Raw genomic sequence first — 21,920 nt, forward strand, 5'->3', positions numbered from 1 at the left:
CGGGTGCTCGCTGTATTCTGGAAACCCTTTTCGGACCGCAGCGAGCTGCCGGTTCCCGGGTCGTCCGATGCGGGTGGCAGAGGTGCACCGAGACGACAGGAGGAGCAGTTGGCCGCGATCAGTGACCAGACGCGTCGCCCCTCGCCCGGTGGTCTGTATGCCGCCGATCACGAGCACGACGCCTGCGGTGTGGCCATGTTGGCCGACGTCACCGGCAAGCGCGACCACGCCATCGTGCAGAAGGCCATCGAGGCACTTCTGCGCCTGGAGCATCGTGGTGCGCGCGGTTCCGAGCACAACACCGGTGACGGCGCAGGGATCCTGATCCAGGTCCCCGACGGGTTCTACCGCGAGGTCACCGACTTCGAGCTGCCCCCGGAGGGCGCCTACGCGGTCGGCATCGCGATGCTCCCGCAGGATCCGGAGCGGGCCGACGCCGCGGTCGCTGCGGTGGACGCGCTGGCCGCCGAGGAGAACCTCACGGTCCTGGGCTGGCGCGAGCTGCCGACCGACCCCGACGCCGCCGACCTGGGCCCGACCGCGCTCGCCGCGATGCCCACGTTCAAGCAGCTGTTCGTCGGCGGCGCCGAGCTGACCGGCGACTCCCCGGAGAGCGCGCCGACCGGGATCGACCTGGAGCGGCGCGCGTTCTGCCTGCGCAAGCGGGTGGAGCACGCGCACGACACCTACTTCGCGTCGCTGTCCCCGCGCACCATCATCTACAAGGGCATGCTCGCCGAGCCGCAGGTCGCCGCGTTCTACCCGGACCTGACCGACGAGCGGGTGACCTCGGCGCTGGCGATCGTGCACTCGCGGTTCTCCACGAACACGTTCCCGGCCTGGCCGCTGGCGCACCCGTTCCGCTACGTCGCGCACAACGGTGAGATCAACACGCTGCGCGGCAACCGGAACTGGATGGCCGCCCGCGAGGCGCTGCTGGAGTCCGCGAAGCTGCCCGGGGACCTCGCCCGGCTGACCCCGATCGTCACCCCTGACGCGTCGGACTCGGCCACCTTCGACGAGGTCCTGGAGCTGCTCCACCTGGGCGGGCGGAGCCTGCCGCACGCGGTGCTGATGATGATCCCGGAGGCCTGGGAGCACAACACCGAGATGTCGCCCGAGCGGCGGGCGTTCTACGAGTACCACTCCACCCTGATGGAGCCGTGGGACGGCCCGGCGCTGGTCGCCTTCACCGACGGCACCCAGATCGGCGCCGTGCTCGACCGCAACGGCCTGCGCCCGGCCCGCTACTGGGTCACCGAGGACGGGCTGGTCGTGCTCGCCTCCGAGGTCGGCGTGCTGGACGTCGAGCCGGACAAGGTGGTCCGCAAGGGCCGCCTGGAGCCGGGCCGGATGTTCCTCATCGACACCGAGCGCGGCACGATCGTCGACGACGACGAGATCAAGGGCGAGCTCGCCGCCGAGCACCCGTACGCGGAGTGGCTGCACGCCGGCCTGATCCGGCTCGACGAGCTCCCCGTCCGCAAGCGGGAGATCCCGTCGCACGAGGCGCTGACGCTGCGCCAGCAGGCCGCCGGGTACACCGAGGAGGAGCTGAACCTGCTGCTCCGCCCGATGGCCGTGTCCGGCGCCGAGCCGATCGGCTCGATGGGCAACGACGCGCCGCTGGCCGCCATCTCCGAGCGCCCGCGCCAGCTCTACGACTACTTCATCCAGCTGTTCGCGCAGGTCACCAACCCGCCGCTGGACGCGATCCGCGAGGAGCTCGTCACCTCGCTGTTCAGCCAGCTGGGCCCGGAGCAGAACCTGCTCGACGCCACGCCGGCGCACTGCCGGACGATCGTCGTGCCGTTCCCGGTGCTCACCAACGACGACCTCGCCAAGGTCGTGCACATCAACGACGACAAGGAGTTCCCCGGGTTCGCCTCGCACGTCGTCCCCGGGATCTTCCTGGCCCGCGACGGCGGCAAGGGCATGCTGTCCCGGCTCGCCGAGATCAAGCAGGAGGTCTCCCGCGCGATCGACGGCGGCGCCCGGCTGATCGTGCTCTCCCAGCGCGGCGTCGACGCCGAGCACGCCGCGATCCCGTCGCTGCTGCTCACCGGCGCGGTGCACCACCACCTGGTCCGGGAGCGCTCCCGGACCCGGGTCGGACTGATCGTCGAGTCGGCGGACGCCCGCGAGGTGCACCACATCGCGCTGCTGCTCGGCTACGGCGCCTCCGCGGTGAACCCGTACCTGGCGATGGCCACCGTCGAGGACCTCGCCGAGCGCGGCGACATCCCCGGCGTCGACGGGCGCACCGCGGCCAAGAACCTGGTCAAGGCGCTCGGCAAGGGCGTCCGCAAGACCATGTCGAAGATGGGCGTCTCGACCGTCGCGTCCTACACCGGCGCGCAGATCTTCGAGGCCGTCGGCCTCGGCCAGGATGTCGTGGACTCGGCCTTCACCGGGACCACCTCCCGGCTCGGTGGCGTCGGCTTCGACGTGCTCGCCGAGGAGGTGCTGGCCCACCACCGCCGCGCCTTCCCGGCCGACGACGTCCGCGCCTCGCACCGGGCGCTGCCGGTCGGCGGCGAGTACCAGTGGCGCCGCGAGGGCGAGCTGCACCTGTTCAACCCGCAGACGGTGTTCAAGCTGCAGCACTCCACCCGGTCCGGGCGCTACGACGTCTTCAAGGAGTACACGAAGGCCGTCGACGACCAGGCGAAGCGGCTGATGACGCTGCGCGGCCTGTTCACCTTCAAGGAGGGCCTGCGCCCGCCGGTGCCGATCGAGGAGGTGGAGCCGGTGGAGTCCATCCTCACCCGCTTCGCCACCGGCGCGATCTCCTACGGCTCCATCTCGCAGGAGATGCACGAGACCCTGGCCATCGCGATGAACCGGATCGGCGGGCGCTCGAACACCGGCGAGGGCGGCGAGGACCCGGACCGCTTCACCCCGGACCCGAACGGCGACTCCCGGCGCAGCGCGGTCAAGCAGGCCGCGTCCGGCCGGTTCGGCGTCACCTCCGAGTACCTGGTCAACGCGGACGACATCCAGATCAAGATCGCGCAGGGCGCCAAGCCCGGCGAGGGCGGCCAGCTGCCCGGCGGCAAGGTCTACCCGTGGATCGCGACCACCCGGTACTCGACGCCCGGGGTCGGCCTCATCTCGCCGCCGCCGCACCACGACATCTACTCGATCGAGGACATCAAGCAGCTCATCCACGACCTGAAGAACGCCAACCCGCGGGCCCGCATCCACGTGAAGCTGGTCTCCCAGGTCGGCGTCGGGACCGTGGCGGCCGGGGTGTCCAAGGCCCACTCCGACGTCGTGCTGATCTCCGGGCACGACGGCGGTACCGGCGCGTCACCGCTGTCCTCGATCAAGCACGCCGGCGGCCCCTGGGAGCTCGGCCTGGCCGAGACCCAGCAGACGCTGGTCGCGAACAACCTGCGCGACCGGATCGTCGTCCAGGCCGACGGCCAGCTCAAGACCGGCCGGGACGTGGTGATCGCCGCGCTGCTCGGCGCCGAGGAGTTCGGTTTCGCGACCGCTCCGCTGGTCGTCTCGGGCTGCATCATGATGCGCGTCTGTCACCTCGACACCTGTCCGGTCGGCGTCGCGACCCAGAACCCGGAGCTGCGCAAGAAGTTCGACGGCAAGGCCGAGTACGTCGTCAACTTCATGAAGTTCGTGGCCGAGGAGGTGCGGGAGTACCTGGCCCGGCTGGGCTTCCGCTCGATCGACGAAGCGATCGGCCGGGCCGACGTGCTCGACGTCGACACCGCCGCGCAGCACTGGAAGTCGCGCCACCTGGACCTGTCGCCGATCTTCGAGGTCGGCGAGTACGGCGAGGACGTGCCCCGCAAGCGGACCCGCGAGCAGGACCACGGCCTGGACAAGGCGCTGGACAACACCCTGATCCAGCTCGCCGAGGGTGCGCTGCGCAACGGCGACCAGGTCCGGCTCGATCTGCCGGTCCGCAACGTGAACCGCACCGTCGGCACCATGCTCGGCTCCGAGCTGACCCGGATCCACGGCGGCAAGGGTCTGCCCGACGACACGATCGACATCACGTTCACCGGGTCGGCCGGGCAGAGCTTCGGCGCGTTCGTGCCGAAGGGGATCACGCTGCGGCTGGTCGGCGACACCAACGACTACTTCGGCAAGGGCCTGTCCGGCGGCCGGCTGACCCTGCGGCCGGACCCGTCGGCGCCGTTCGCCGCCGAGGAGAACGTGATCGCCGGCAACGTGATCGGCTACGGCGCCACCTCGGGCGAGATGTACGTCCGCGGCGTCGTCGGCGAGCGGTTCTGCGTCCGCAACTCGGGCGCGGTGGCTGTCGTCGAGGGCGTCGGCGACCACGGCTGCGAGTACATGACCGGCGGGCAGGTCGTCGTCCTCGGGCGGACCGGGCGGAACTTCGCCGCCGGCATGTCCGGCGGCGTCGCCTATCTGCTCGACATCGACCGCAACCGGGTCAACCCGGAGATGGTGGACCTGGACCCGCTCGGTGACGACGACCGGGCGATCCTGCGGGACCGGGTGGAGCGCCACCACGCCGAAACCGGCTCCGAGGTCGCGCGGGCGCTGCTCGCCGACTGGGACGTCGCGGTCGAGCGGTTCGGCAAGGTCATGCCCAAGGACTACAAGCGCGTGCTGCTCGCGACGGAGAACGCCGAGCGCGAGGGGCGCGACGTGAACGAGGCGATCATGGAGGCTGCTCATGGCTGAGGTGACGGCACGGCACACCAGCAACGAGGCGGCAGCATCATTCACGAGGGAGGCCGCTCATGGGTGACCCGAAGGGCTTCATGACCACCCCCCGCCGGACGCCCGCGCGGCGGCCGGTGGACCTGCGGCTGATGGACTGGCGCGAGGTCTACGAGGACTTCCCGCGCAAGAGCCTGGAGTCGCAGGCGGGCCGCTGCATGAACTGCGGCATCCCGTTCTGTCACCAGGGCTGTCCGCTCGGGAACCTCATCCCCGAGTGGAACGACCTGGTGTACCGCAAGGACTGGCGGGAGGCGATCGAGCGGCTGCACGCAACCAACAACTTCCCGGAGTTCACCGGGACGCTGTGCCCCGCGCCCTGCGAGGCGGCCTGCGTGCTGGCCATCAACGACGACGCCGTCACCATCAAGCAGGTCGAGATCGAGATCATCGACCGGGCCTGGGACGAGGGCTGGGTCAGCCCGCAGGCGCCGTCGGCGAAGACCGGGAAGAAGGTCGCCGTCGTCGGGTCCGGGCCGGCCGGGCTGGCCGCCGCCCAGCAGCTCACCCGGGTCGGGCACGACGTCGTCGTGTTCGAGCGGGCCGACCGGATCGGCGGGCTGCTGCGCTACGGCATCCCCGAGTTCAAGATGGAGAAGGCCCGCCTGGACCGGCGGCTGGAGCAGATGGTCGCCGAGGGCACCCACTTCCGGGCCTCGGTCGACGTCGGCACCGACATCACCGTCGAGCAGCTGCGCTCCGAGTACGACGCGGTCGTGCTCGCCGGCGGGGCCACCGCGTGGCGCGACCTGCCCGCCGACGGCCGCGACGCCGAGGGCGTCTACCAGGCGATGGAGTTCCTGCCGTGGGCCAACCACGTGCAGCAGGGCGACATCGACGCGCCGCCGATCTCGGCCGAGGGCAAGGACGTCGTGATCATCGGCGGCGGCGACACCGGCGCCGACTGCCTGGGCACCTCGCACCGCCAGGGCGCGCGCTCGGTGACCCAGCTGGAGATCATGCCGACCCCGCCGGAGCACCGCACCGAGAACATGCCGTGGCCGACCTACCCGGCGGTCTACCGGGTGTCCTCGGCGCACGAGGAGGGCGGCGAGCGGCTGTTCTCGTGCAACACGACCGAGTTCGTGAAGGACGGCGACGGCAAGCTCGCCGGCGTCCGGATCTGCGAGGTCAAGCGCGGCGACAACGGCTTCGAGCCGGTCGAGGGCACCGAGCGCGAGCTGCCGGCCCAGCTGGTCCTGCTGGCGATGGGCTTCGTCGGCCCGGAGAAGGGCAAGCTGCTCGACGACCTGGCGGTCGAGCTCGACGAGCGCGGCAACGTCGCGCGCGACGACAGCTATATGTCGTCGGCGGACGGCGTGTTCGTGGCCGGCGACATCGGCCGCGGGCAGTCGCTGATCGTGTGGGCGATCGCCGAGGGCCGCGCGGCGGCCGCCGGGGTGGACGCCTACCTCACCGGGCGGAGCGTGCTCCCCCGGCCGATCAACCCGACCGACCGGCAGATCGGCTGACCGGACGGACGTTCGACGGGGCCCGGCCGCACGGCCGGGCCCCGTCACGTTCAGTCCACCCGCTCCAGCTCGAACGCGTCGTCGCCGATCCAGATGCGCAGGCCGTCGCCGTCGTCGGTGACGTAGCCGTCCTCCTCCTCGCCGAGCTCCCGGATCGCGCCCATCGCGAGCCGGTTGAACTCGACGATCCCCTCGCCCGCGTCGACCGGGCGGTACTCGCGGGCCAGCCGCGCGGTGCGGCACTCGGTCGCCAGCCAGGCAGCGTTCTCCGGACCGACCTCGACCCGCCAACGTTCATCTCGCATGCGTTCGATTATGGCGCAGGTCACCCCGTCCGTCGCCCGTCCGCTACCGACGATCGCGGCGTTGCACCGCGCACCGTCGTGAACGGAACCGATTCACCGCCCGCCGCGGGCACGGCGCCGCTCGCGGTCGGATCCGAGACTGACGCCACTCCCCCCACAACTCGCGGCGCTCTCGTGCGTTGAACCGGGCGACCGGCACCTGCAGAACCGGGAGCCCCTGTCGGTGCCGGGCACCATCGGGACACCGGGCATCGCGACTCCGGTCGCGATCCCGGTTCCCGGTGGTGTATCCCCTCCGGACGCCCCGGCCGCCGTGATCCGCGAGGCCGATGAGTCTCGGCGCCCCGGGCAGTCCACTCCGGTGAGCGCTGCGGGAGGTCCGCGGCGACCGCATCCCGGAGGTCCACCGTGTCCACCCAGCCGAGCGCCCGTCCCGTCCTCTCCCCCGTCGCGCACCGCGCCCTGTGGGTGCTGCAGATCCTGCTCGGGCTGTTCTTCGTGTTCGCCTCGGCGGTACCGAAGTTCTACGGCGACCCGTACGCGGTGCTGATCTTCGAGGAGATCGGCGCCGGCCAGTGGCTGCGCTACGTCGTCGGGGCGTTCGAGCTGGCCGGCGGGATCGGGCTGATGACCAAGCGGTTCGCCGGTCCCGCCGCGGTCGGGCTGGTGCTGCTGATGGTCGGCGCCGGCCTCACCCAGGCGTTCGTGCTGCACGGCGGGCTGCTGGTGCTGACCCCGGTCGTGCTGGGCCTGCTCGCCGCCGCGATCGCGTACGGGCGCCGGGAGACCTTGCGCACAGGGCGCTGACCAGCGTTTACCTCGGCGGCGGCCCGGGAATCCACCGGGAGCACGAGCGCCGGGACCCGGCGCCACCCGTGATTTCCACGTACAGGAGGACACCGCCATGGCCGACCGCCATGTGAAGCCGGCCGACGACGGCTGGACCGTCGAGAAGCAGGGCGCGCAGCGCCCCAGCGCCAAGGCCGCTACCCAGGCCGAGGCGATCACCCGGGCGGTGGAGATCATCGCCAACGACGGCGGCGGCACCCTCGTCGTGTACGGCACCGACGGCGCGGTCCGCGAGCGCCGGTCCGTGGAGTCCGGGTCCGACGGCACCGGCAGCACCGCGGGGACCGCGGCGGGCGCCGTTGCGGGCGCGACGGCCACCGCCGCGCGCGACACCGCGTCGAAGGCCGCGTCGGCGACCGCGCGGACCGCCGACGAGGTCGCCTCCGACACCCGGACGACCGGGAAGAAGATCGCCGGCGAGACCCGCAGCGCCGCGTCGAAGGCGGCGAACACCGCGCGGTCGGGCGCCGAGGACGTCGGGAAGGAGGCCCGCAAGGTCTCCCGCAACGGCAAGGCGCCCGGCAACGCGGGCAAGGCGGCCGCCGACGCCGCCGGGACCACCGGCCGGCAGCTGGCCGGCAACGCCTCGCGCACCGGCCGTCAGGTCGCCGGCGAGGTCAGCGCCTCCGCCGAGCGCTCCGCGGCGACCGTGCAGGCCGCCGCCGATCGCGGCGCGGACACGGCGGTGCGCACAGCGGACCGGGCCGCCCGGGTCGGCGAGACGGTCTCCGACGACATCGACGACACCGGCGCGAAGCTCGCCCGCAGGCTCTACGAGGGCGGCGAGCGGGCCGCGACCCAGCTCGACGAGTTCGCCGCCCGGGTCTACCGGCCGCTCAACCCGATCCGGTTCGGCAGCCGGGTCGCCGCCGGCGCGGTCGCGACCGCGTTCGGTGTCTCCGGCGCCGTGGTCTCCCGTGCCGGCACGCTGTTTCAGCGCGGCACCCGCCGGGCCACCGGCCGCTGACCGGTCCCGCTCCCGACGAGGGCCCCGCCACGGCGGGGCCCTCGTCGCGTGTCAGGAGCGCGGGCTGAGCACGTAGTCGCCGGTCTCGTCCTGCCAGGCCATCCCGATCAGCTCCCGGGCCCGGGCCGCCTTCGCGAATGACAGGAAGCTGCCGAATCCGTAGCGCTTCTCGGAGAAGTCCGGCACCCGCTTGCGCAGCTGGTCCTTCAGCCCGGACAGCTGCGGCGGGCCGCCGGCCGCGGTCAGGTCCCGCACCACGTCGACGAGCAGGGTGAACGCGTCCTGGTCGGCGTCCGGGTCGTCCGGGACGGCGACCTCCGGGTCGCCCTGCGCGGAACCGGGGGTGAGCGCGACCGCGCCCTGCCCCTCCAGGTGCCGCAGCAGCTCGCCGAAGCCGCGGAAGCCGTGGTCGGACTCGTCGAACGTGGGGTCCTTGCGCAGCACCGCCCGCTTCAGCCGGGACGCCAGCACCGGGCCGTCGGCCTGCCGGGACAGCCCGGCCAGGGTGCTCACGACGAGCCCGGCGACGTCGCGTTCCTCGGCGCCGGTGGTCGCGGTCTCCTCCGCGTCGGGTGAACCGGGCGCGGCCCGGAAGGTCAGGTCGAACGGGGCGGGCTCGGGCTGCGGCTCGGCGGGCGCGACCGGGCCGGGCGGCGGTGCCGTCGTGCTCGCGGCGGGTGGCCGGGTGCCGCGGCGGCGGCGCGGCGGGGCCGGCTCCCGGCTCGGCTCCAGGCCCGGCAGCCGGTCGTAGAACAGGAACTCGTCGCAGGCCGGGGGCAGCAGCGCCGAGGTGGACGACTGCACGCCGATCCCGATCACCCGCTTGTCCAGCTCGCGCAGCTTGTGCATCAGCGGCGTGAAGTCGGAGTCGCCGGTGGCGATCGCGAAGGTCGTCACGAACTCGCGCTCGTAGGCGAGCTCGATCGCGTCGACCGCGAGCTTGATGTCGGCGGCGTTCTTGCGGGAACCGCCGATCCGCTGCGGGATCTCGATCAGCTCGACCTGGGCGCGCGCCATCAGGCGCCGGTCCTCGTCGAACGACGACCAGTCGGCGTAGGCGCGCCGCACCACGACCCGGCCGCGCTCGGCGAGTGCGTCGGCGACCGGCCCGAAGTCGAACGGGACGACACCGAGACCGTCGCGCGCGCCGATCGCCAGGTTCTCGTAGTCGAGCAGCAGTGCGATGCGTTCGTCCTCGTGGGCCACCGCGGAAGCCTACGGCCGGTGCGCCGGGTGGGCGGGTCGGGTCCTCCGTCCGGGGGCCGGGTGACCGACGGCCCTGCCCGGCCGGTCCGGCCGGGGGCACGCTCGGGGGGCCACCGAGGGGAGGACCCCATGACCGACCGGATTCCGGAGGACGGCACCGTCCTGATCGCGCTCACCTCCGCCGACCACCGCACGCTGCGGGCGGCCGCGGAGATCGGGCACGAGCTGTCCCTGCGCGGGTTGCGCCCGCTGATCACCACCGCCGCCGACGTGCCGTCGCTGGCCGGGGTCCGGGCCGTCGTGCTGGGTGGTGCCTGGGACCGGCCGTGGGCCCGGTCGGCGGCCCGGCGGTTCCTGCGCAGGCACCGCGTCGTGCTGCGGGTCCGGCCGCTGTGGATGTTCGACGCCGCGCCTGCGGGCGGAGCGCACCCGCATCCCGCGCCGGCCCCGGAGCTGGAGCTGTCCGCGCCGGTGCAGGCGCCCGGCGCGGACGGCTGGGGCGCCTGGGCCGCCACCGTCGCCGCCGAGCTGGCGGCGGCCGGTCCCGCGCCGGACGGCGGGCGGGGCGCTGCGGCCGGGACTGCGGTGGCCCGGTGAGCGCCGCCGAGACCCCGGCGCTGCCCCGCCCGGACACCGTCCGGCACGCCGTCGCGACCGCGCTGACCGCGCCGTCGGTGCACAACGCGCAGCCGTGGCGGTGGCGGATCGCGGCCGACCGGATCGAGCTGTACGCCGATCCGGACCGGCGGCTGCCGTTCACCGACCCGGACCGGCGCGACCATCTCGTCAGCTGCGGGGCGGCGCTGGCCACCCTGCACGTCGCGCTGGCCGCGTCCGGGATCGGGCACCGGACCGAGCGGTTCCCGGACGGGGACCGCGACCATCTGGCGACCGTCCGGTTCACCGGCCGGCCGCCGACCGCGGCGGACCGCAACGACGCGCAGCTCGCCCCGGCGATCCGGCGCCGCCGTACCGACCGCAGGCCGTTCCGCGACGGCGGGCTCGCCGACCACACCCGGGCCGCGCTCGGCGCCCGCGCCGCCCGCTACGGCGTCACCCTGCACACGGTCACCGATCCGGTGGCCCGCAACCATCTCGTCGAGCTGGAGCAGGCGGCCGCCCTGGAGCTGCGGGCGCGGCCCGGGCACGCCGCCGAGCTGCTGGTGTGGACGCACCGCTACGCGGACTCCCGGGACGGCGTGCGCACCGGCTCGGTGCCGGCGGGGGTGCCGTGGCCGCGCGAGCCTGAGATCGGTGTCCGGTTCCCCGCGGGATCGCTGCCGGTGCCGCCGCTGGCCACCGACCGGGCGACGATCCTCGCGCTGAGCACCCCGGCCGACGACGATCCGGCGCGGCTGGCCGCCGGTGAGGCGCTCGGGATCGTGCTGCTCGCCGCGACCAGGGCCGGGCTGGCGACCTGCCCGCTGTCCCGGATCCTGGAGACCGTCCGCACCCGGTCCGGGCTGGCCATCCGGGTGCTACGCACCACCGAGCACCCGCAGCTGATCATCCGGGTCGGTCGCGCCCCGGACGGCCGGGAGCTGCCCGCCACCCCGCGGCGCCGGCTGCGGGACGTGCTGCTGCGCGGCGAGTAGCCCGGCGGGTGACGGCCGACACGGACCATCGACCCACCCGTCCGGGGCCGATCGGTCGCTGCGGGAGTCGGCCGCCTGCCACTACCGTCGCTCTCGACAGCCCGCGACCCGGAGGCGACTGTGACGATCTCGGTGTTCCTGCTCGACGACCACGAGATCGTCCGGCGTGGGCTGGCCCAGCTGCTCGAACTGGAGGACGACATCGAGGTCGTCGGCGAGGCCGCGACGGCGGCGCAGGCCGCGGCCCGGCTGCCGGCGCTGCGGCCGGACGTCGCGATCCTCGACGTCCGGCTGCCCGACGGCGACGGCGTGAGCGTCTGCCGGGACATCCGGTCCACGGTCGCCCCGCCGCCGGCCTGCCTGATGCTGACCTCCTACGCCGACGACGAGGCGCTGTTCGGCGCGATCATGGCCGGCGCCTCGGGCTACCTGCTCAAGCAGGTCGCCGGGGTGGATCTGGTCGGTGCGGTCCGCACGGTCGCCGCGGGCGGCTCGCTGCTCGACCCGAAGGCGACCGCCGCGGTGCTGGACCGGCTGCGCCGCGGCATCGACGCCGACGCCGATCCCCGCTACGACGCGCTGAGCCCGCAGGAGCAGCGGATCCTGGAGCTCATCGCGGACGGCCTGACCAACCGCCGGATCGGCGACGAGCTGCACCTGGCCGAGAAGACCGTCAAGAACTACGTCTCCTCGGTGCTGCACAAGCTCGGCTACTCGCGACGCACCGAGGCCGCCGTGTACGCCGTCGAGCGGCGCCGCGCCCGGCGCTGAGCCGCGGGCGTCATGGCAGCGGGACGGTCCAGAGCACCCGGGTCCCGGTGGCCGGGGAGTCGAGCGTGCACTCCCCGCCCAGCTGGACGGCGCGGTCGGCGAGATTGCGCAGCCCGCTGCGCCGCTCGGTGTCGCCGAGGCCGCAGCCGTCGTCGGAGATCTCGGCGCTCAGGTCCCGGCCGGCCGCGACGGTGACCGACAGCGTGTTCGCCCCGGAGTGTCGCACGGCGTTCGTCGCGGCCTCCCGGACGACCGCCAGCAGGTGGGCCGCGACGGTCGGCGGGACGAGCGTGTCGACCGGACCGGTGGTGTGCACCGAGGTCGCGATCCCGGACTCCGAGGTGACCTCGGCGACGGTGTCGAGCAGCGCCCGGCGCAGCCCGCCGGTGCCGTGATCGGCGGTGTGCAGGTCGAAGATCGTCGTCCGGATCTCGCGGACGGTCCGGTCCAGCTCGTCGACGGTCTGCTCGACCCGCTCGCGCACGTCGGCGTCGGTGGTGCGGCGCAGCGTCCCCTGCAGCTTCAGGCCGACCGCGAACAGCCGCTGGATCACGTGGTCGTGCAGGTCGCGGGCGATCCGGTCACGATCGGCGAGCACCGCCAGCTGCTGCTGTGCCCGGTTCTTCTCCCCCAGCTCCAGGGCCAGCGCCGCCTGGTCGGCGAACGACACCAGCAGCGGCACCTCGGACGGCCGGAACGGCGGGTCGCCCGGCTCGCGCTGTGCGATCAGGACGCCGATCACCCGCTCGACCGCCCGCATCGGGACCGCGACGGTGGGGCCGCCGCCGGCCCGGTCGTCGTGCGCGGGGGCATTCAGGAACGCCCGCGGGCTCTGCGCCAGTACCGGCTGCAGGCCCTCGACGACGTCGCGCAGCAGGGTCCCGCCGAGCCCGCCGGACGGCCACGGCCGGCCCGCGGTGGCGCCCTCGCGGAACTCGCCGTCCTGGTCCGGTCCGAGCGCGATCAGCGTGCCGCTGGCCCGGGACAGCTCCAGGCAGCGGCGGGCCACCAGGGCCAGCGAGTCGGCCTCGCCGGTCCCGGCCAGCACCTCGCCCCGGATCTCGGCGGACGCCTCCAGCCACTGCTGGCGGAGCAGCCCCTGCTCGAACAGGTCGGCGTTCTGCACGGCGATCCCGGCGGCGGCGGCGAGCGCCTGCAGGATCAGCTCGTCGTCGGCGGTGAACTCGGCCGCACCGACCTTCTCGGTGAGGTAGATGTTGCCGTACACGGCCTCCCGGACCCGGATCGGGACGCCGAGGAAGCTGCGCATCGGCGGGTGGTTCGGCGGGAAGCCGACCGACGACGGGTGCGCCGACAGATCGGCCAGACGCAGCGGCCGGGGGTCCTCGATCAGCTGCCCGAGCAGGCCCTTGCCCTCCGGCGGGCGGCCCAGCGCGGCGCGGGTACCGGCGTCCAGCCCGACATCGATGAAGCGGGCGATCGAGCCGTCCGGGGCGAGCACGCCGAGCGCGCCGTAGCGGGCGTCGACCAGGTCGACGGCGGACTGCACGATCCGCTCCAGGGTGGCGTCGAGCTCCAGTCCGGCCGCGACGCCCAGCACGGCATCGAGCAGCTTCTGCATCCGCCACCGCGCGGTCGCGATCTGGCCGAGCCGGTCCTGCACCTCGCCGATGAGCTGGTCGAGCCGCAGACCGGACAGCATCCGGGCGAGCTCGCCCGACGCCGGATCCGCCTCCGGATCCCCCATACCGCCCACCTCGTTTCCGCTCCCGCCGCCGAACCTGGCACCCCAGGTGTACTCGCACAAGCGTTCCCGGCGGTTACCCGACCGGCGGGTGGGCCCGCGGTCCCGGGCACGGCGGGACCTTCGCACCTGACCGGCCGGCCCGGGCCGGGCCACCATCGGTCCGTCGACCGGGCGGGACCCAGGCACCGCCCGCAGAGGGGGACCGCATGGACGCGACCTGTCACTCCGGGGCGGTCACCGGCGCGCTCGGGCTGGACGAGGAGACCACCGCAGCGGTGGTCCGGCTCGCCACCCGCGCGCCGTCGCTGCACAACAGCCAGCCGTGGCGGTTCCGGCTGCTGCCCGACCGGATCGAGCTGCGCGCCGACCCGCAGCGGCTGCTGCCGGTCGCCGACCCGACCGGCCGGGAGCTGCGGATCGGCTGCGGCGCGGCGCTGTTCACGCTGCGGCTCGCGCTGATCGGCTCCGGGATCCGGCCGCTGGTCAGCCGCTACCCGCAGCCCGGCGACCCGGACCTTGTCGCGGTCGTCCGGCACGGCGGCATCGTGCGCGCCACCCCCGAGCAGCGCAACCTGCTGGACGCGGTGTCGCGGCGGCGCACCAACCGGCGGCCGTTCCGGGACACCGCGGTGCCCGATCCGGCCCGGTCCGCGCTGAGCCGCGCCGCCTTCGAGGAGGGCGCGTGGCTGCAGCTGGTCACCGACCCGATGCAGTTGGCCGAGCTGGGCAAGCTGGCCCGCGAGGCGCACCTGCTGCAGCAGGCGGACGCCGCCTTCGCCGCCGAGCTGGCCGCCTGGACCGGGCGGTCCCCGGCCCGCGACGACGGCGTCCCCGCCTCCGCAGGCGGGCCCTGCCCGCCGCCGAACCAGCCGTGGGTGGTGCGCAACTTCGGCGGCGACGCGCATCCGCGCCCGGCCCCCGCCGCCTTCGAGTCCGATCCGCTGATCGCGGTGCTGAGCGTGCACACCGACGGGCCGCGCGAGGAGCTGCGCGCCGGGGAGGCGCTGCAGCGGGTGCTGCTGACGGCCACCGTCGCGGGCCTGTCCGCGTCGTTCCTGTCCCAGCTCGTCGAGGTCCCCGACATCCGCGAACAGGCCCGGCGGCTGTTCGGCGGAACCCGTCCCCCGCAGGTCGTGTTGCGGCTGGGGTACGGCGTCCCGGTGCCCGCGACGCCGCGGCGGGCGCCCGAGAAGGTCGTCGACGCCCTCTGAACGCCGGTCCGGGCCCACGTGGGGGTGGGCCCGGACCGGTCCCGCGCGGTGCCGGGGACCGGCCGGGGTGGGCCGAACGTCCCGGTCCCGGCGGACCACCGGCGCCGCACGGCCGGTCCTCCGCCCGGTCCGCCCCGCCCCCGCGGCGGCGAGGCTCGCAGCCGACGGCCCGGACGACCGGGCCACTCATCGGCTCGGAGGGGCGCTGAGATCGGATGAATCTCGACCTGGCGCGGTGGCAGTTCGCCGTCACCACCGTCTACCACTTCCTGTTCGTGCCGCTCACGATCGGCCTGTCCGTGCTCGTCGCGAGCATGCAGACGGTGTGGGTCGCGACCGGTGACGACCGCTGGCTGCGGATGACGAAGTTCTGGGGCAAGCTGTTCCTGATCAACTTCGCGATGGGCGTCGTCACCGGGATCGTCCAGGAGTTCCAGTTCGGGATGAACTGGAGCGACTACAGTCGGTTCGTCGGCGACGTCTTCGGGGCGCCGCTTGCGGTCGAGGGGCTGCTGGCCTTCTTCCTGGAGTCCACCTTCCTCGGACTGTGGATCTTCGGGTGGGACCGGCTGTCGAAGCGGGTGCACCTGGCCTGCATCTGGCTGGCCGCGATCGGCACGATCCTGTCGGCGTACTTCATCCTGGCCGCGAACTCGTGGATGCAGCACCCCGTCGGGTACGCGGTCAACCGGGCCACCGGGCGGGCCGAGCTGAACGACTTCGGTGCACTGCTCACCAACTCGACGGCGGTCGCCGCGTTCGGCCACACGATCACCGCCTGCTTCGTCACGGCCGGCATGTTCCTGGTCGCGATCAGCGCCTGGAACCTGGCCCGGAGCCGGTACCCGGAGGTCTTCCGGCCCTCGATCCGGCTGGGCCTGTGGACGGTGCTGGTCGCGAGCCTCGGCGTCGTCCTCACCGGTGACATCCAGGCCCGCCTGATGACCCAGCAGCAGCCGATGAAGATGGCCGCCGCCGAGGCGCTCTGGGACACCGTCGCGCCCGCGTCGTTCTCGATCTTCACGATCGGCACCCCGGACGGCACCCAGGAGCTGTGGAGCCTGCGCGTCCCGCGGCTGCTGTCGTTCCTGGCGACCGGCACCTGGGACGGCCGGGTCGAGGGCGTCAACCAGCTGCAGGCGCAGGCGGTGGCCACCTTCGGGCCCGGCGTCTACACCCCCGACATCGCGATGACGTACTGGATGTTCCGGCTGATGATCGGGTTCGGGCTGCTCGCCGCGCTGGTGTCGGTGATCGGGCTCTGGCTGACCCGGCGCCGGGCGGGCCGCCTCCCCGCCTGGTTCGGCACCGTCGCGCTGCTCGGACTGGTCACCCCGTTCGCGGCGAACTCGGCGGGCTGGATCTTCACCGAGATGGGCCGCCAGCCGTGGGTGGTGTTCGGCGTGCTGCAGACCGCGGACGGGGTGTCCCCGTCGGTCGGGTGGGCGTCGGTGCTGATCTCGCTGATCGTGTTCACCCTGCTCTACGGGGTGCTCGCGGTCGTCGAGGTGGTGCTGCTGATCCGGGCGGTGAAGGCGGGCCCGCCGCCACCGGGCGGGGCCACCGCCGGCGAACCGGCGTCCGTCGCCGATCCCGTACCGAGCTACTGAGGAGGACGGCGTGGAACTCGTCGACGTGTGGTTCGTCCTGATCGCGGTCCTGTGGACCGGCTACCTGTGCCTGGAGGGCTTCGACTTCGGGGTCGGGATGCTGCTGCCCGCGGTGGCCCGCGACGAGCACGACCGGCAGGTCGCGCTCGGCACCATCGGCCCGGTCTGGGACGGCAACGAGGTGTGGCTGCTGGTCGCGGGCGGCGCGACGTTCGCGGCGTTCCCCGAGTGGTACGCGAGCCTGTTCTCCGGGTTCTACCTGGCGTTCCTGCTGCTGCTCGTGGCGCTGATCCTGCGCGGCATCGCCCTGGAGTACCGGTCCAAGGAGCCGCGCTGGGCGCCGGTGCTGGACCGGATCCTGACCGGGTCGTCGCTGGTCGCGGCGCTGCTGGTCGGCGTCGCGCTGTCGAACATCGTGCACGGTGTCCCGCTGGACGCCGACCACGAGTTCACCGGGACCCTGCTCACCCTGCTCAACCCCTACGCGCTGCTCGGCGGGGTGACCCTGGTGCTGGTGTTCGCGCTGCACGGCGCGGCGTTCCTGGCACTGAAGACGGACGGGCCGGTGCGCGAGCGGTCCGCCGCCGTCGCGGTGACGGCCGGGCTGCTCGCCGTCCCGGCCGGCGGGGCGTTCCTGGTGTGGACCCTGCTCGACGGCGCGCCGCTGTGGGCGCTCGCCCCGGTCGCGGTCGCCGCGCTCGGCCTGGTCATGGCGACCGTGCTGGTCGCCCGCGGCCGGGAGGGCTGGTCGTTCACGGCGACGACGGTGGCGATCGTCGCCGTCGCGGTGACCCTGTTCGGGTCGCTGTACCCGGACGTCCTGCCGTCCACCATCGATCCCGCCCACTCGCTGACCGTGGTGAACGCGGCGTCCACCCCGTACACGCTGACGATCATGACCTGGGTCGCGGGGATCTTCACCCCGATCGTGATCGGCTACCAGGCGTGGACGTTCTGGGTGTTCCGCAGGCGGTTGACCCGCCAGGACTACGGCGCCCCCGCCGAGGTCGCCGGGGGTGTGTCGTGACCGCCGCCGACGAGCCGGTCCGGCTCGCCGCGCCACCGGAGACGCTCGACGAGCGGCCGGACCCGCCGCTGCGGCAGATCATGTCGGCCAGGCTGGTCGCGGTCACCCCGGACACCCCGGTGCGGACGGCGCTGGAGGCCATGCTCGCCCAGGACGTCCATCACCTCCCGGTGCTCGCCGGCGGCCGCTGCCGCGGCATGGCCACCGAGGCGGACCTGCTGCGCGGCATCGCCGCCCAGCGCAGCCCGCTCGGCTGGACCGTGTTGCGGGTCGCCGACGTGCACGGCCCCGCGCTGCTGCTGCCCGGCACGTCCCGGCTCTCCGAGGCCGCGCGGGTGATGGCGGCCCGCGGGCGGGACGCGGTGCTGGTCGAGACCGGCGGCCGCATCCGCGGGATCGTGACCGCCGCCGACCTGGTGCGCCGCTGGCGGCCCTGAGCCCGGCTCAGGGAGCGCCGAACCCGGCGGCCTCCAGCACCTGGCGTCCCTCGTCGCCGTTCACGAAGTCCACCCACTGCTGGGCGAGGGCCTGGTTCGGCGCGTTGCGCAGCACCACGATCGGGTACTCGTTCACCGCCTGCGCCGCCTGCTCGAAGTCGACGCCCTGGGCCTGGCCGCCCGAGGCGGCGACGTCGGTCCGGTAGACCAGCCCGGCGTCGGCGTTGCCGGTGGTGACCTTCTGGAGCACCGACTTCACGTCCTGCTCCTCGGACACCGCCGGGATGTCGACGCCGGCGGCCTGCTCCACCTTCTCGGTGGCCGACCCGCACGGCACCTGCGGCGCGCAGACCACGGTGCGCAGGTCCGGGTTCACCAGGTCCTCCAGCGACGCCACCGCCTTCGGGTTCTGCGGGGCGACGGCGATCTGCAGCGTGTTCGTCGCGAAGACCACGGGCTCGCCCTCGGCGTTGCCCGCGTCGGTCACCTTGGTCATGTTGTTCTGGTCCGCCGAGGCGAACGCGTCGGCCGGGGCGCCCTGGTTGATCTGCTGGGCCAGTGCGGAGGACCCGGCGAAGTTGAACACCACGTCGGCGCCCGGGTTCGCGGCCTCGAACTGCTGCTCCAGATCCTCGAAGGTGCCGGTCAGCGAGGCGGCCGCGAACACCGTCAGCGTGCCGCCCCCGGCCTCCCCGCTCGCCGGGGGCTGCTCCCCGCCGGTGTCTCCCCCGCCGCAGCCGGCCAGCACGGCCAGCGAGGTCGCGGCCAGTGCGGCACCGACGGTGCGGGGAACGGATCGGCTCTTCACGTGGGATCTCCCGGTGCTCGGCGACATGTCCGCAGCGCCGATCGTCGAAACCGGAACTGCGGTACCGCGAGGATGATAAGGACGCATCAGCGTCATTGCCACCCATGGATCGACGCAGATCGGAGATCGACTCTGGCTCCGCCCGGGTGCGGGTCGCTCGCCCCGTGCCGCGTGCGCGAGAGGATGCGCGGTCCGGTGCGAACCCGGTCGCGCCGGCGAACAGCGGTTGTCCGGGTGCGGGTGGGGTGCTCAGGGTGTCGCGGAGGCGGCCGCGGCGTAGGCGGCCGCGGCGAGGACCTGGTCGACCCCGAACACGACGTGCCCGACGGCGACCCCGCTTGCGGCACCCTCCACCGCGGCGGTGACCGCGGCGACGTCGGCGCTGCCGAAGCCGCCGCACAGCTCGATCAGGCCGACGCCCTCGTCGCGGACCAGCGCGGCGGCCACCGCGGGTGCCGCGTCGGTGCCCGGGACGGCGACGAGGAGCGACCGCACCCCGCCGGAGTCGAGGACCATCCGGTCCCGTTCCGGGGCGGCCCCGGGGTGCTCGAAGAGGTAGGCCCAGCGGACGCTCGCATCGGCGCTCATGGCACGAGCCTGGATGCTGAACCCGGGTCGAGGTCAAGCCGGTTCGACGGGCGGGGTCCGGCAGCACTTCCTAGGCTCCGATCGTGACCCATCACGATCTCGCCGTCGTCGGCACCGGCTCCGGGAACACGATCGTCGACGAGCGGTTCGCCGGTCTCGACGTGGTGCACGTCGAGGCGACCCGGTTCGGCGGCACCTGCCTGAACGTCGGCTGCATCCCGACGAAGATGCTCGCCCACACCGCCGAGGTCGCCGAGTCGGTGCGCACGGCGTCCCGTTTCGGGGTGGATGCCCGGATCGACAGTGTGCGGTGGCGCGACATCGTGGACCGGGTGTACGGCCGTCTCGACCCGATCGGCGACGACGGCCGCGAGTACCGCAGCGAGCACGGCACCGTGCACATCGGGCACGCCCGGTTCACCGGGCCGCGGGCGATGACGGTGGAGCTCGCCGACGGTGGCAGGACCGCGTTCACCGCCGACCGGATCGTCCTCGCCACCGGTGGCCGGCCGTCGGTGCCACCGCCGGTCGCGGAGTCCGGCGTCCCGTTCGACACCTCGGACACGATCATGCGTATCGAGGAGCTGCCCCGGCGGCTCGCCGTGCTCGGCGGCGGCTACATCGCGGCCGAGCTCGCGCACGTCTTCGGTGGCCTCGGCTGCGAGGTGACGATCGTCGAGGTCGCCGACACCCTGCTCGGCGGGATGGACGAGACGGTGGCGGAGCGGTTCACCGCGGCCGCCCGGGAGCGGTTCGACGTCCGCACCGGACGGTCGGTGGAGCGGGTGACCGGCGGCCCGGGCGAGGTCACCCTGCATCTCGACGACGGCACCCAGGTGCACGCCGACCGGCTCCTGGTGGCGGCCGGCCGCACCCCGAACGGCGACCGGATGGATCTCCCGGCCGGCGGCGTCGCCACCCACGACGACGGCCGGGTCCGCGTCGACAGGCACGGCCGCACCACCGCCGAGGGTGTCTGGGCGCTCGGCGACATCAGCACCCCGCACCCGCTCAAGCACGTCGCCAACCACGAGGCGCAGGTCGTCGCGCACAATCTCGCGCATCCCGACGACCTGCGCGCCGCCGACCACGATCCGGTGCCGGCGGCGGTGTTCGCGAACCCGCAGGTGGGGATGGTCGGCCGGACCGGGCAGCAGTGCCGCGACGAGGGCCTGGCGCACCGGATCGGGTTGCACGAGTACGCCGACGTCGCCTACGGCTGGGCGCTGGAGGAGCGCCGCGGCTTCTGCAAGGTGATCACCGCGCCGGACGGGTCGCTGCTCGGGGCGCACGTGCTCGGCCCGCAGGCGGCCACCCTGATCCAGCAGCTGGTCCAGGCGATGGCCCTCGGGCTCACCGCGCAGCGGACCGCGGACGTGCAGTACTGGATCCACCCGGCGTTGTCGGAGGTCGTGGAGAACGCGCTGCGGGACGCTCAGTAGGCGGGCGTCCGTCGCGCCAGCTGGGTGACGACGGCCAGCCCGATCAGCACGGCCAGCACCACCAGCCCGGTCACGATCGCCGGGAGCGCCTCGCCGAGCAGCAGCGCCGGCACCGCCGCGACGACCAGGATCCCGGCCGCGACGTAGCGGCTGCGGCCGGCCGTGCCCGTCCGGCTGTGCAGGTAGATCGCGTTGCCCGCCAGGTAGAGCAGCGGCCCGCCGACCGAGACGAGCACCAGCGCCGGACCGCTCTGCGGGTGCGTGAGGTGCAGGTCGATCGCGACCGCGAAGAGCACCGCGCCGCCGACCATCAGGCCGTGCGCGTAGGCGAACGCCGACCGGGCGGCGCGGGTGCTGCCGTCGCCGCGGCCGGCCGGCGCGTCGTGCCCGGCCACCGCGAAGTAGGACCACCACAGCGCGACCAGGCCGGTGAACCCGAGCACCGCGATGAGCACCGTGTACGGGGTGATCGGCTCCAGCTCCGACAGCGTGAAACCCATGATCAGGATGGACTCGCCGAGGGCGATGATGAAGACCAGCCGGTTGCGCTCGGCGAGGTGCTCGACGTCGACCGGCCAGCTCCGCATCGGCGTCGAGCCGAGGCCGGGCACCCGGAACTCGACCAGCGGCCCGACCAGGTCGACCGCCACCGCGAGCCCCCAGACGACCAGCCGGGCGGTCGGCGGCAGCAGCGCGCCGAGCAGGAACAGCGCCCCCGCGACCGAACTCCACACCAGCAGGTTCCGGTAGTTGCGGGAGAGCACGTGGCCGCGCATGGTGATCCAGACGAACAGCGGGCGCCCGATCTGCGCCGTGGCGTAGCAGGCGGCGAAGAGCAGACCGCCGTCACCGAAGGCGGTCGGCAGCGCCAGCGCCATCCCGAGCGCGGCCAGCATCAGCAGCGCGTTCAGCAGCCGGACCGACGTCCGCGCCGGATCGAGGTAGTTCATCGCCCAGGCCGAGTAGTTCCACAGCCACCACACCGCCGCGAACAGCAGCGCCGTCTCGACCGCCCCGCGCGGGGTGAGGTGGTAGAGCAGGGTGTGCGAGACCTGGATGATCGCGAACACGTAGACCAGGTCGAAGAACAGCTCGATCGGCGCGACCTCGGAGTCCCCGCGGCGCCGCAGCAGCCGCGGCGCCCTGTCCCGGACCGTCATCGACGGAGGGTACTGCGGCGCCCCCGGCGCCCTGCGCGTCAGGGC

Annotated in this window: 18 protein-coding genes; 12 read left to right on the plus strand and 6 right to left on the minus strand. The window is 73.7% G+C overall.

Features of this window, described 5'->3' with window-relative positions; genetic code table 11:
• Nucleotides 1-108: 108 nt before the first annotated feature.
• A complete protein-coding gene (gene gltB, locus ABZ881_RS12095; protein WP_358484003.1) occupies nucleotides 109-4,680 on the plus strand; it encodes a glutamate synthase large subunit in 4,572 nt (1,523 codons plus the stop codon).
• A gap of 59 nt (nucleotides 4,681-4,739) precedes the next feature.
• Complete coding sequence (locus ABZ881_RS12100) at nucleotides 4,740-6,191, plus strand: glutamate synthase subunit beta (protein WP_358484005.1); 1,452 nt, start codon at nucleotides 4,740-4,742, stop codon at nucleotides 6,189-6,191.
• 50 nt (nucleotides 6,192-6,241) lie between these two features.
• Here the strand turns inward: ABZ881_RS12100 and ABZ881_RS12105 are convergent, their stop codons facing one another.
• Nucleotides 6,242-6,496 carry a hypothetical protein gene (locus tag ABZ881_RS12105; protein WP_344020650.1) on the minus strand — a complete coding sequence of 85 codons (255 nt, stop codon included), beginning with the start codon at nucleotides 6,494-6,496 and terminating at the stop codon, nucleotides 6,242-6,244.
• A 408-nt stretch (nucleotides 6,497-6,904) separates the two neighbouring features.
• Here ABZ881_RS12105 and ABZ881_RS12110 point away from each other — a divergent pair, with 408 nt between their 5' ends.
• Nucleotides 6,905-7,303 carry a DoxX family protein gene (locus ABZ881_RS12110; protein ID WP_358484007.1) on the plus strand — a complete coding sequence of 133 codons (399 nt, stop codon included), beginning with the start codon at nucleotides 6,905-6,907 and terminating at the stop codon, nucleotides 7,301-7,303.
• A 97-nt stretch (nucleotides 7,304-7,400) separates the two neighbouring features.
• Nucleotides 7,401-8,312, plus strand: coding sequence for a DUF2188 domain-containing protein (locus ABZ881_RS12115; RefSeq protein WP_358484009.1), 912 nt, complete (start codon nucleotides 7,401-7,403; stop codon nucleotides 8,310-8,312).
• Nucleotides 8,313-8,363: 51 nt separating this feature from the next.
• Here ABZ881_RS12115 and ABZ881_RS12120 read toward each other — a convergent pair whose 3' ends face one another.
• Nucleotides 8,364-9,518 (minus strand): PIN domain-containing protein, encoded by a 1,155-nt coding sequence (locus ABZ881_RS12120; RefSeq protein WP_358484010.1) that lies wholly within the window; start codon nucleotides 9,516-9,518, stop codon nucleotides 8,364-8,366.
• A gap of 129 nt (nucleotides 9,519-9,647) precedes the next feature.
• On the opposite strand from ABZ881_RS12120, the gene ABZ881_RS12125 reads away from it, so the two are divergent.
• From ABZ881_RS12125 to ABZ881_RS12135, 3 genes are all read left to right on the plus strand, one after another.
• On the plus strand, nucleotides 9,648-10,115 hold the full coding sequence (locus ABZ881_RS12125) for a hypothetical protein (protein WP_358484012.1): 468 nt from the start codon (nucleotides 9,648-9,650) through the stop codon (nucleotides 10,113-10,115).
• Entirely contained in the window at nucleotides 10,112-11,113 is a 1,002-nt protein-coding gene (locus ABZ881_RS12130) for an NAD(P)H nitroreductase (protein ID WP_358484014.1), read from the plus strand. Before ABZ881_RS12125 ends, ABZ881_RS12130 begins: the two co-directional genes overlap by 4 nt.
• A 120-nt stretch (nucleotides 11,114-11,233) precedes the next feature.
• Nucleotides 11,234-11,884, plus strand: a complete 651-nt coding sequence (locus ABZ881_RS12135; protein ID WP_358484016.1) for a response regulator transcription factor — start codon at nucleotides 11,234-11,236, stop codon at nucleotides 11,882-11,884.
• Nucleotides 11,885-11,894: 10 nt separating this feature from the next.
• On the opposite strand, the gene ABZ881_RS12140 is transcribed toward ABZ881_RS12135, so the two are convergent.
• Nucleotides 11,895-13,592, minus strand: a complete 1,698-nt coding sequence (locus tag ABZ881_RS12140) for a GAF domain-containing protein (RefSeq protein WP_358484018.1) — start codon at nucleotides 13,590-13,592, stop codon at nucleotides 11,895-11,897.
• 206 nt (nucleotides 13,593-13,798) lie between these two features.
• Between ABZ881_RS12140 and ABZ881_RS12145 the strand changes: the two genes are divergently transcribed.
• From ABZ881_RS12145 to ABZ881_RS12160, 4 genes are all read left to right on the plus strand, one after another.
• The gene (locus tag ABZ881_RS12145; RefSeq protein WP_358484020.1) at nucleotides 13,799-14,803 is read left to right on the plus strand and encodes a nitroreductase; all 1,005 of its coding nucleotides are present in this window, start codon (nucleotides 13,799-13,801) and stop codon (nucleotides 14,801-14,803) included.
• A 215-nt stretch (nucleotides 14,804-15,018) separates the two neighbouring features.
• Nucleotides 15,019-16,413, plus strand: coding sequence for a cytochrome ubiquinol oxidase subunit I (locus ABZ881_RS12150; protein ID WP_358484022.1), 1,395 nt, complete (start codon nucleotides 15,019-15,021; stop codon nucleotides 16,411-16,413).
• A 10-nt stretch (nucleotides 16,414-16,423) separates the two neighbouring features.
• Nucleotides 16,424-17,440 carry a cytochrome d ubiquinol oxidase subunit II gene (gene cydB, locus ABZ881_RS12155; protein ID WP_358484023.1) on the plus strand — a complete coding sequence of 339 codons (1,017 nt, stop codon included), beginning with the start codon at nucleotides 16,424-16,426 and terminating at the stop codon, nucleotides 17,438-17,440.
• Nucleotides 17,437-17,877 carry a CBS domain-containing protein gene (locus ABZ881_RS12160; RefSeq protein WP_358484025.1) on the plus strand — a complete coding sequence of 147 codons (441 nt, stop codon included), beginning with the start codon at nucleotides 17,437-17,439 and terminating at the stop codon, nucleotides 17,875-17,877. Before cydB ends, ABZ881_RS12160 begins: the two co-directional genes overlap by 4 nt.
• A 7-nt stretch (nucleotides 17,878-17,884) precedes the next feature.
• On the opposite strand, the gene modA is transcribed toward ABZ881_RS12160, so the two are convergent.
• Complete coding sequence (gene modA, locus ABZ881_RS12165) at nucleotides 17,885-18,685, minus strand: molybdate ABC transporter substrate-binding protein (protein ID WP_358484028.1); 801 nt, start codon at nucleotides 18,683-18,685, stop codon at nucleotides 17,885-17,887.
• Between the two features lie 249 nt (nucleotides 18,686-18,934).
• The gene (locus tag ABZ881_RS12170; protein WP_358484030.1) at nucleotides 18,935-19,273 is read right to left on the minus strand and encodes a DUF6506 family protein; all 339 of its coding nucleotides are present in this window, start codon (nucleotides 19,271-19,273) and stop codon (nucleotides 18,935-18,937) included.
• Between the two features lie 83 nt (nucleotides 19,274-19,356).
• Here ABZ881_RS12170 and ABZ881_RS12175 point away from each other — a divergent pair, with 83 nt between their 5' ends.
• Nucleotides 19,357-20,715 (plus strand): mycothione reductase, encoded by a 1,359-nt coding sequence (locus ABZ881_RS12175; RefSeq protein ID WP_358484032.1) that lies wholly within the window; start codon nucleotides 19,357-19,359, stop codon nucleotides 20,713-20,715.
• On the opposite strand, the gene ABZ881_RS12180 is transcribed toward ABZ881_RS12175, so the two are convergent.
• Entirely contained in the window at nucleotides 20,709-21,875 is a 1,167-nt protein-coding gene (locus ABZ881_RS12180) for a low temperature requirement protein A (protein WP_358484033.1), read from the minus strand. The genes ABZ881_RS12175 and ABZ881_RS12180 overlap by 7 nt on opposite strands.
• Nucleotides 21,876-21,920: the final 45 nt, after the last annotated feature.

Source organism: Pseudonocardia sp. NPDC046786, assembly GCF_040645415.1.
In the GTDB taxonomy this organism is placed as follows: domain Bacteria; phylum Actinomycetota; class Actinomycetes; order Mycobacteriales; family Pseudonocardiaceae; genus Pseudonocardia; species Pseudonocardia kongjuensis.

Coding starts and splice junctions, on each gene's coding strand:
- ABZ881_RS12100 (WP_358484005.1), top strand. CDS start 4,740: ATGGGTGACCCGAAGGGCTTCATGACCACCCCCCGCCGGACGCCCGCG.
- ABZ881_RS12105 (WP_344020650.1), bottom strand. CDS start 6,496: ATGCGAGATGAACGTTGGCGGGTCGAGGTCGGTCCGGAGAACGCTGCC.
- ABZ881_RS12115 (WP_358484009.1), top strand. CDS start 7,401: ATGGCCGACCGCCATGTGAAGCCGGCCGACGACGGCTGGACCGTCGAG.
- ABZ881_RS12125 (WP_358484012.1), top strand. CDS start 9,648: ATGACCGACCGGATTCCGGAGGACGGCACCGTCCTGATCGCGCTCACC.
- ABZ881_RS12140 (WP_358484018.1), bottom strand. CDS start 13,592: ATGGGGGATCCGGAGGCGGATCCGGCGTCGGGCGAGCTCGCCCGGATG.
- ABZ881_RS12145 (WP_358484020.1), top strand. CDS start 13,799: ATGGACGCGACCTGTCACTCCGGGGCGGTCACCGGCGCGCTCGGGCTG.
- ABZ881_RS12150 (WP_358484022.1), top strand. CDS start 15,019: ATGAATCTCGACCTGGCGCGGTGGCAGTTCGCCGTCACCACCGTCTAC.
- ABZ881_RS12170 (WP_358484030.1), bottom strand. CDS start 19,273: ATGAGCGCCGATGCGAGCGTCCGCTGGGCCTACCTCTTCGAGCACCCC.
- ABZ881_RS12180 (WP_358484033.1), bottom strand. CDS start 21,875: ATGACGGTCCGGGACAGGGCGCCGCGGCTGCTGCGGCGCCGCGGGGAC.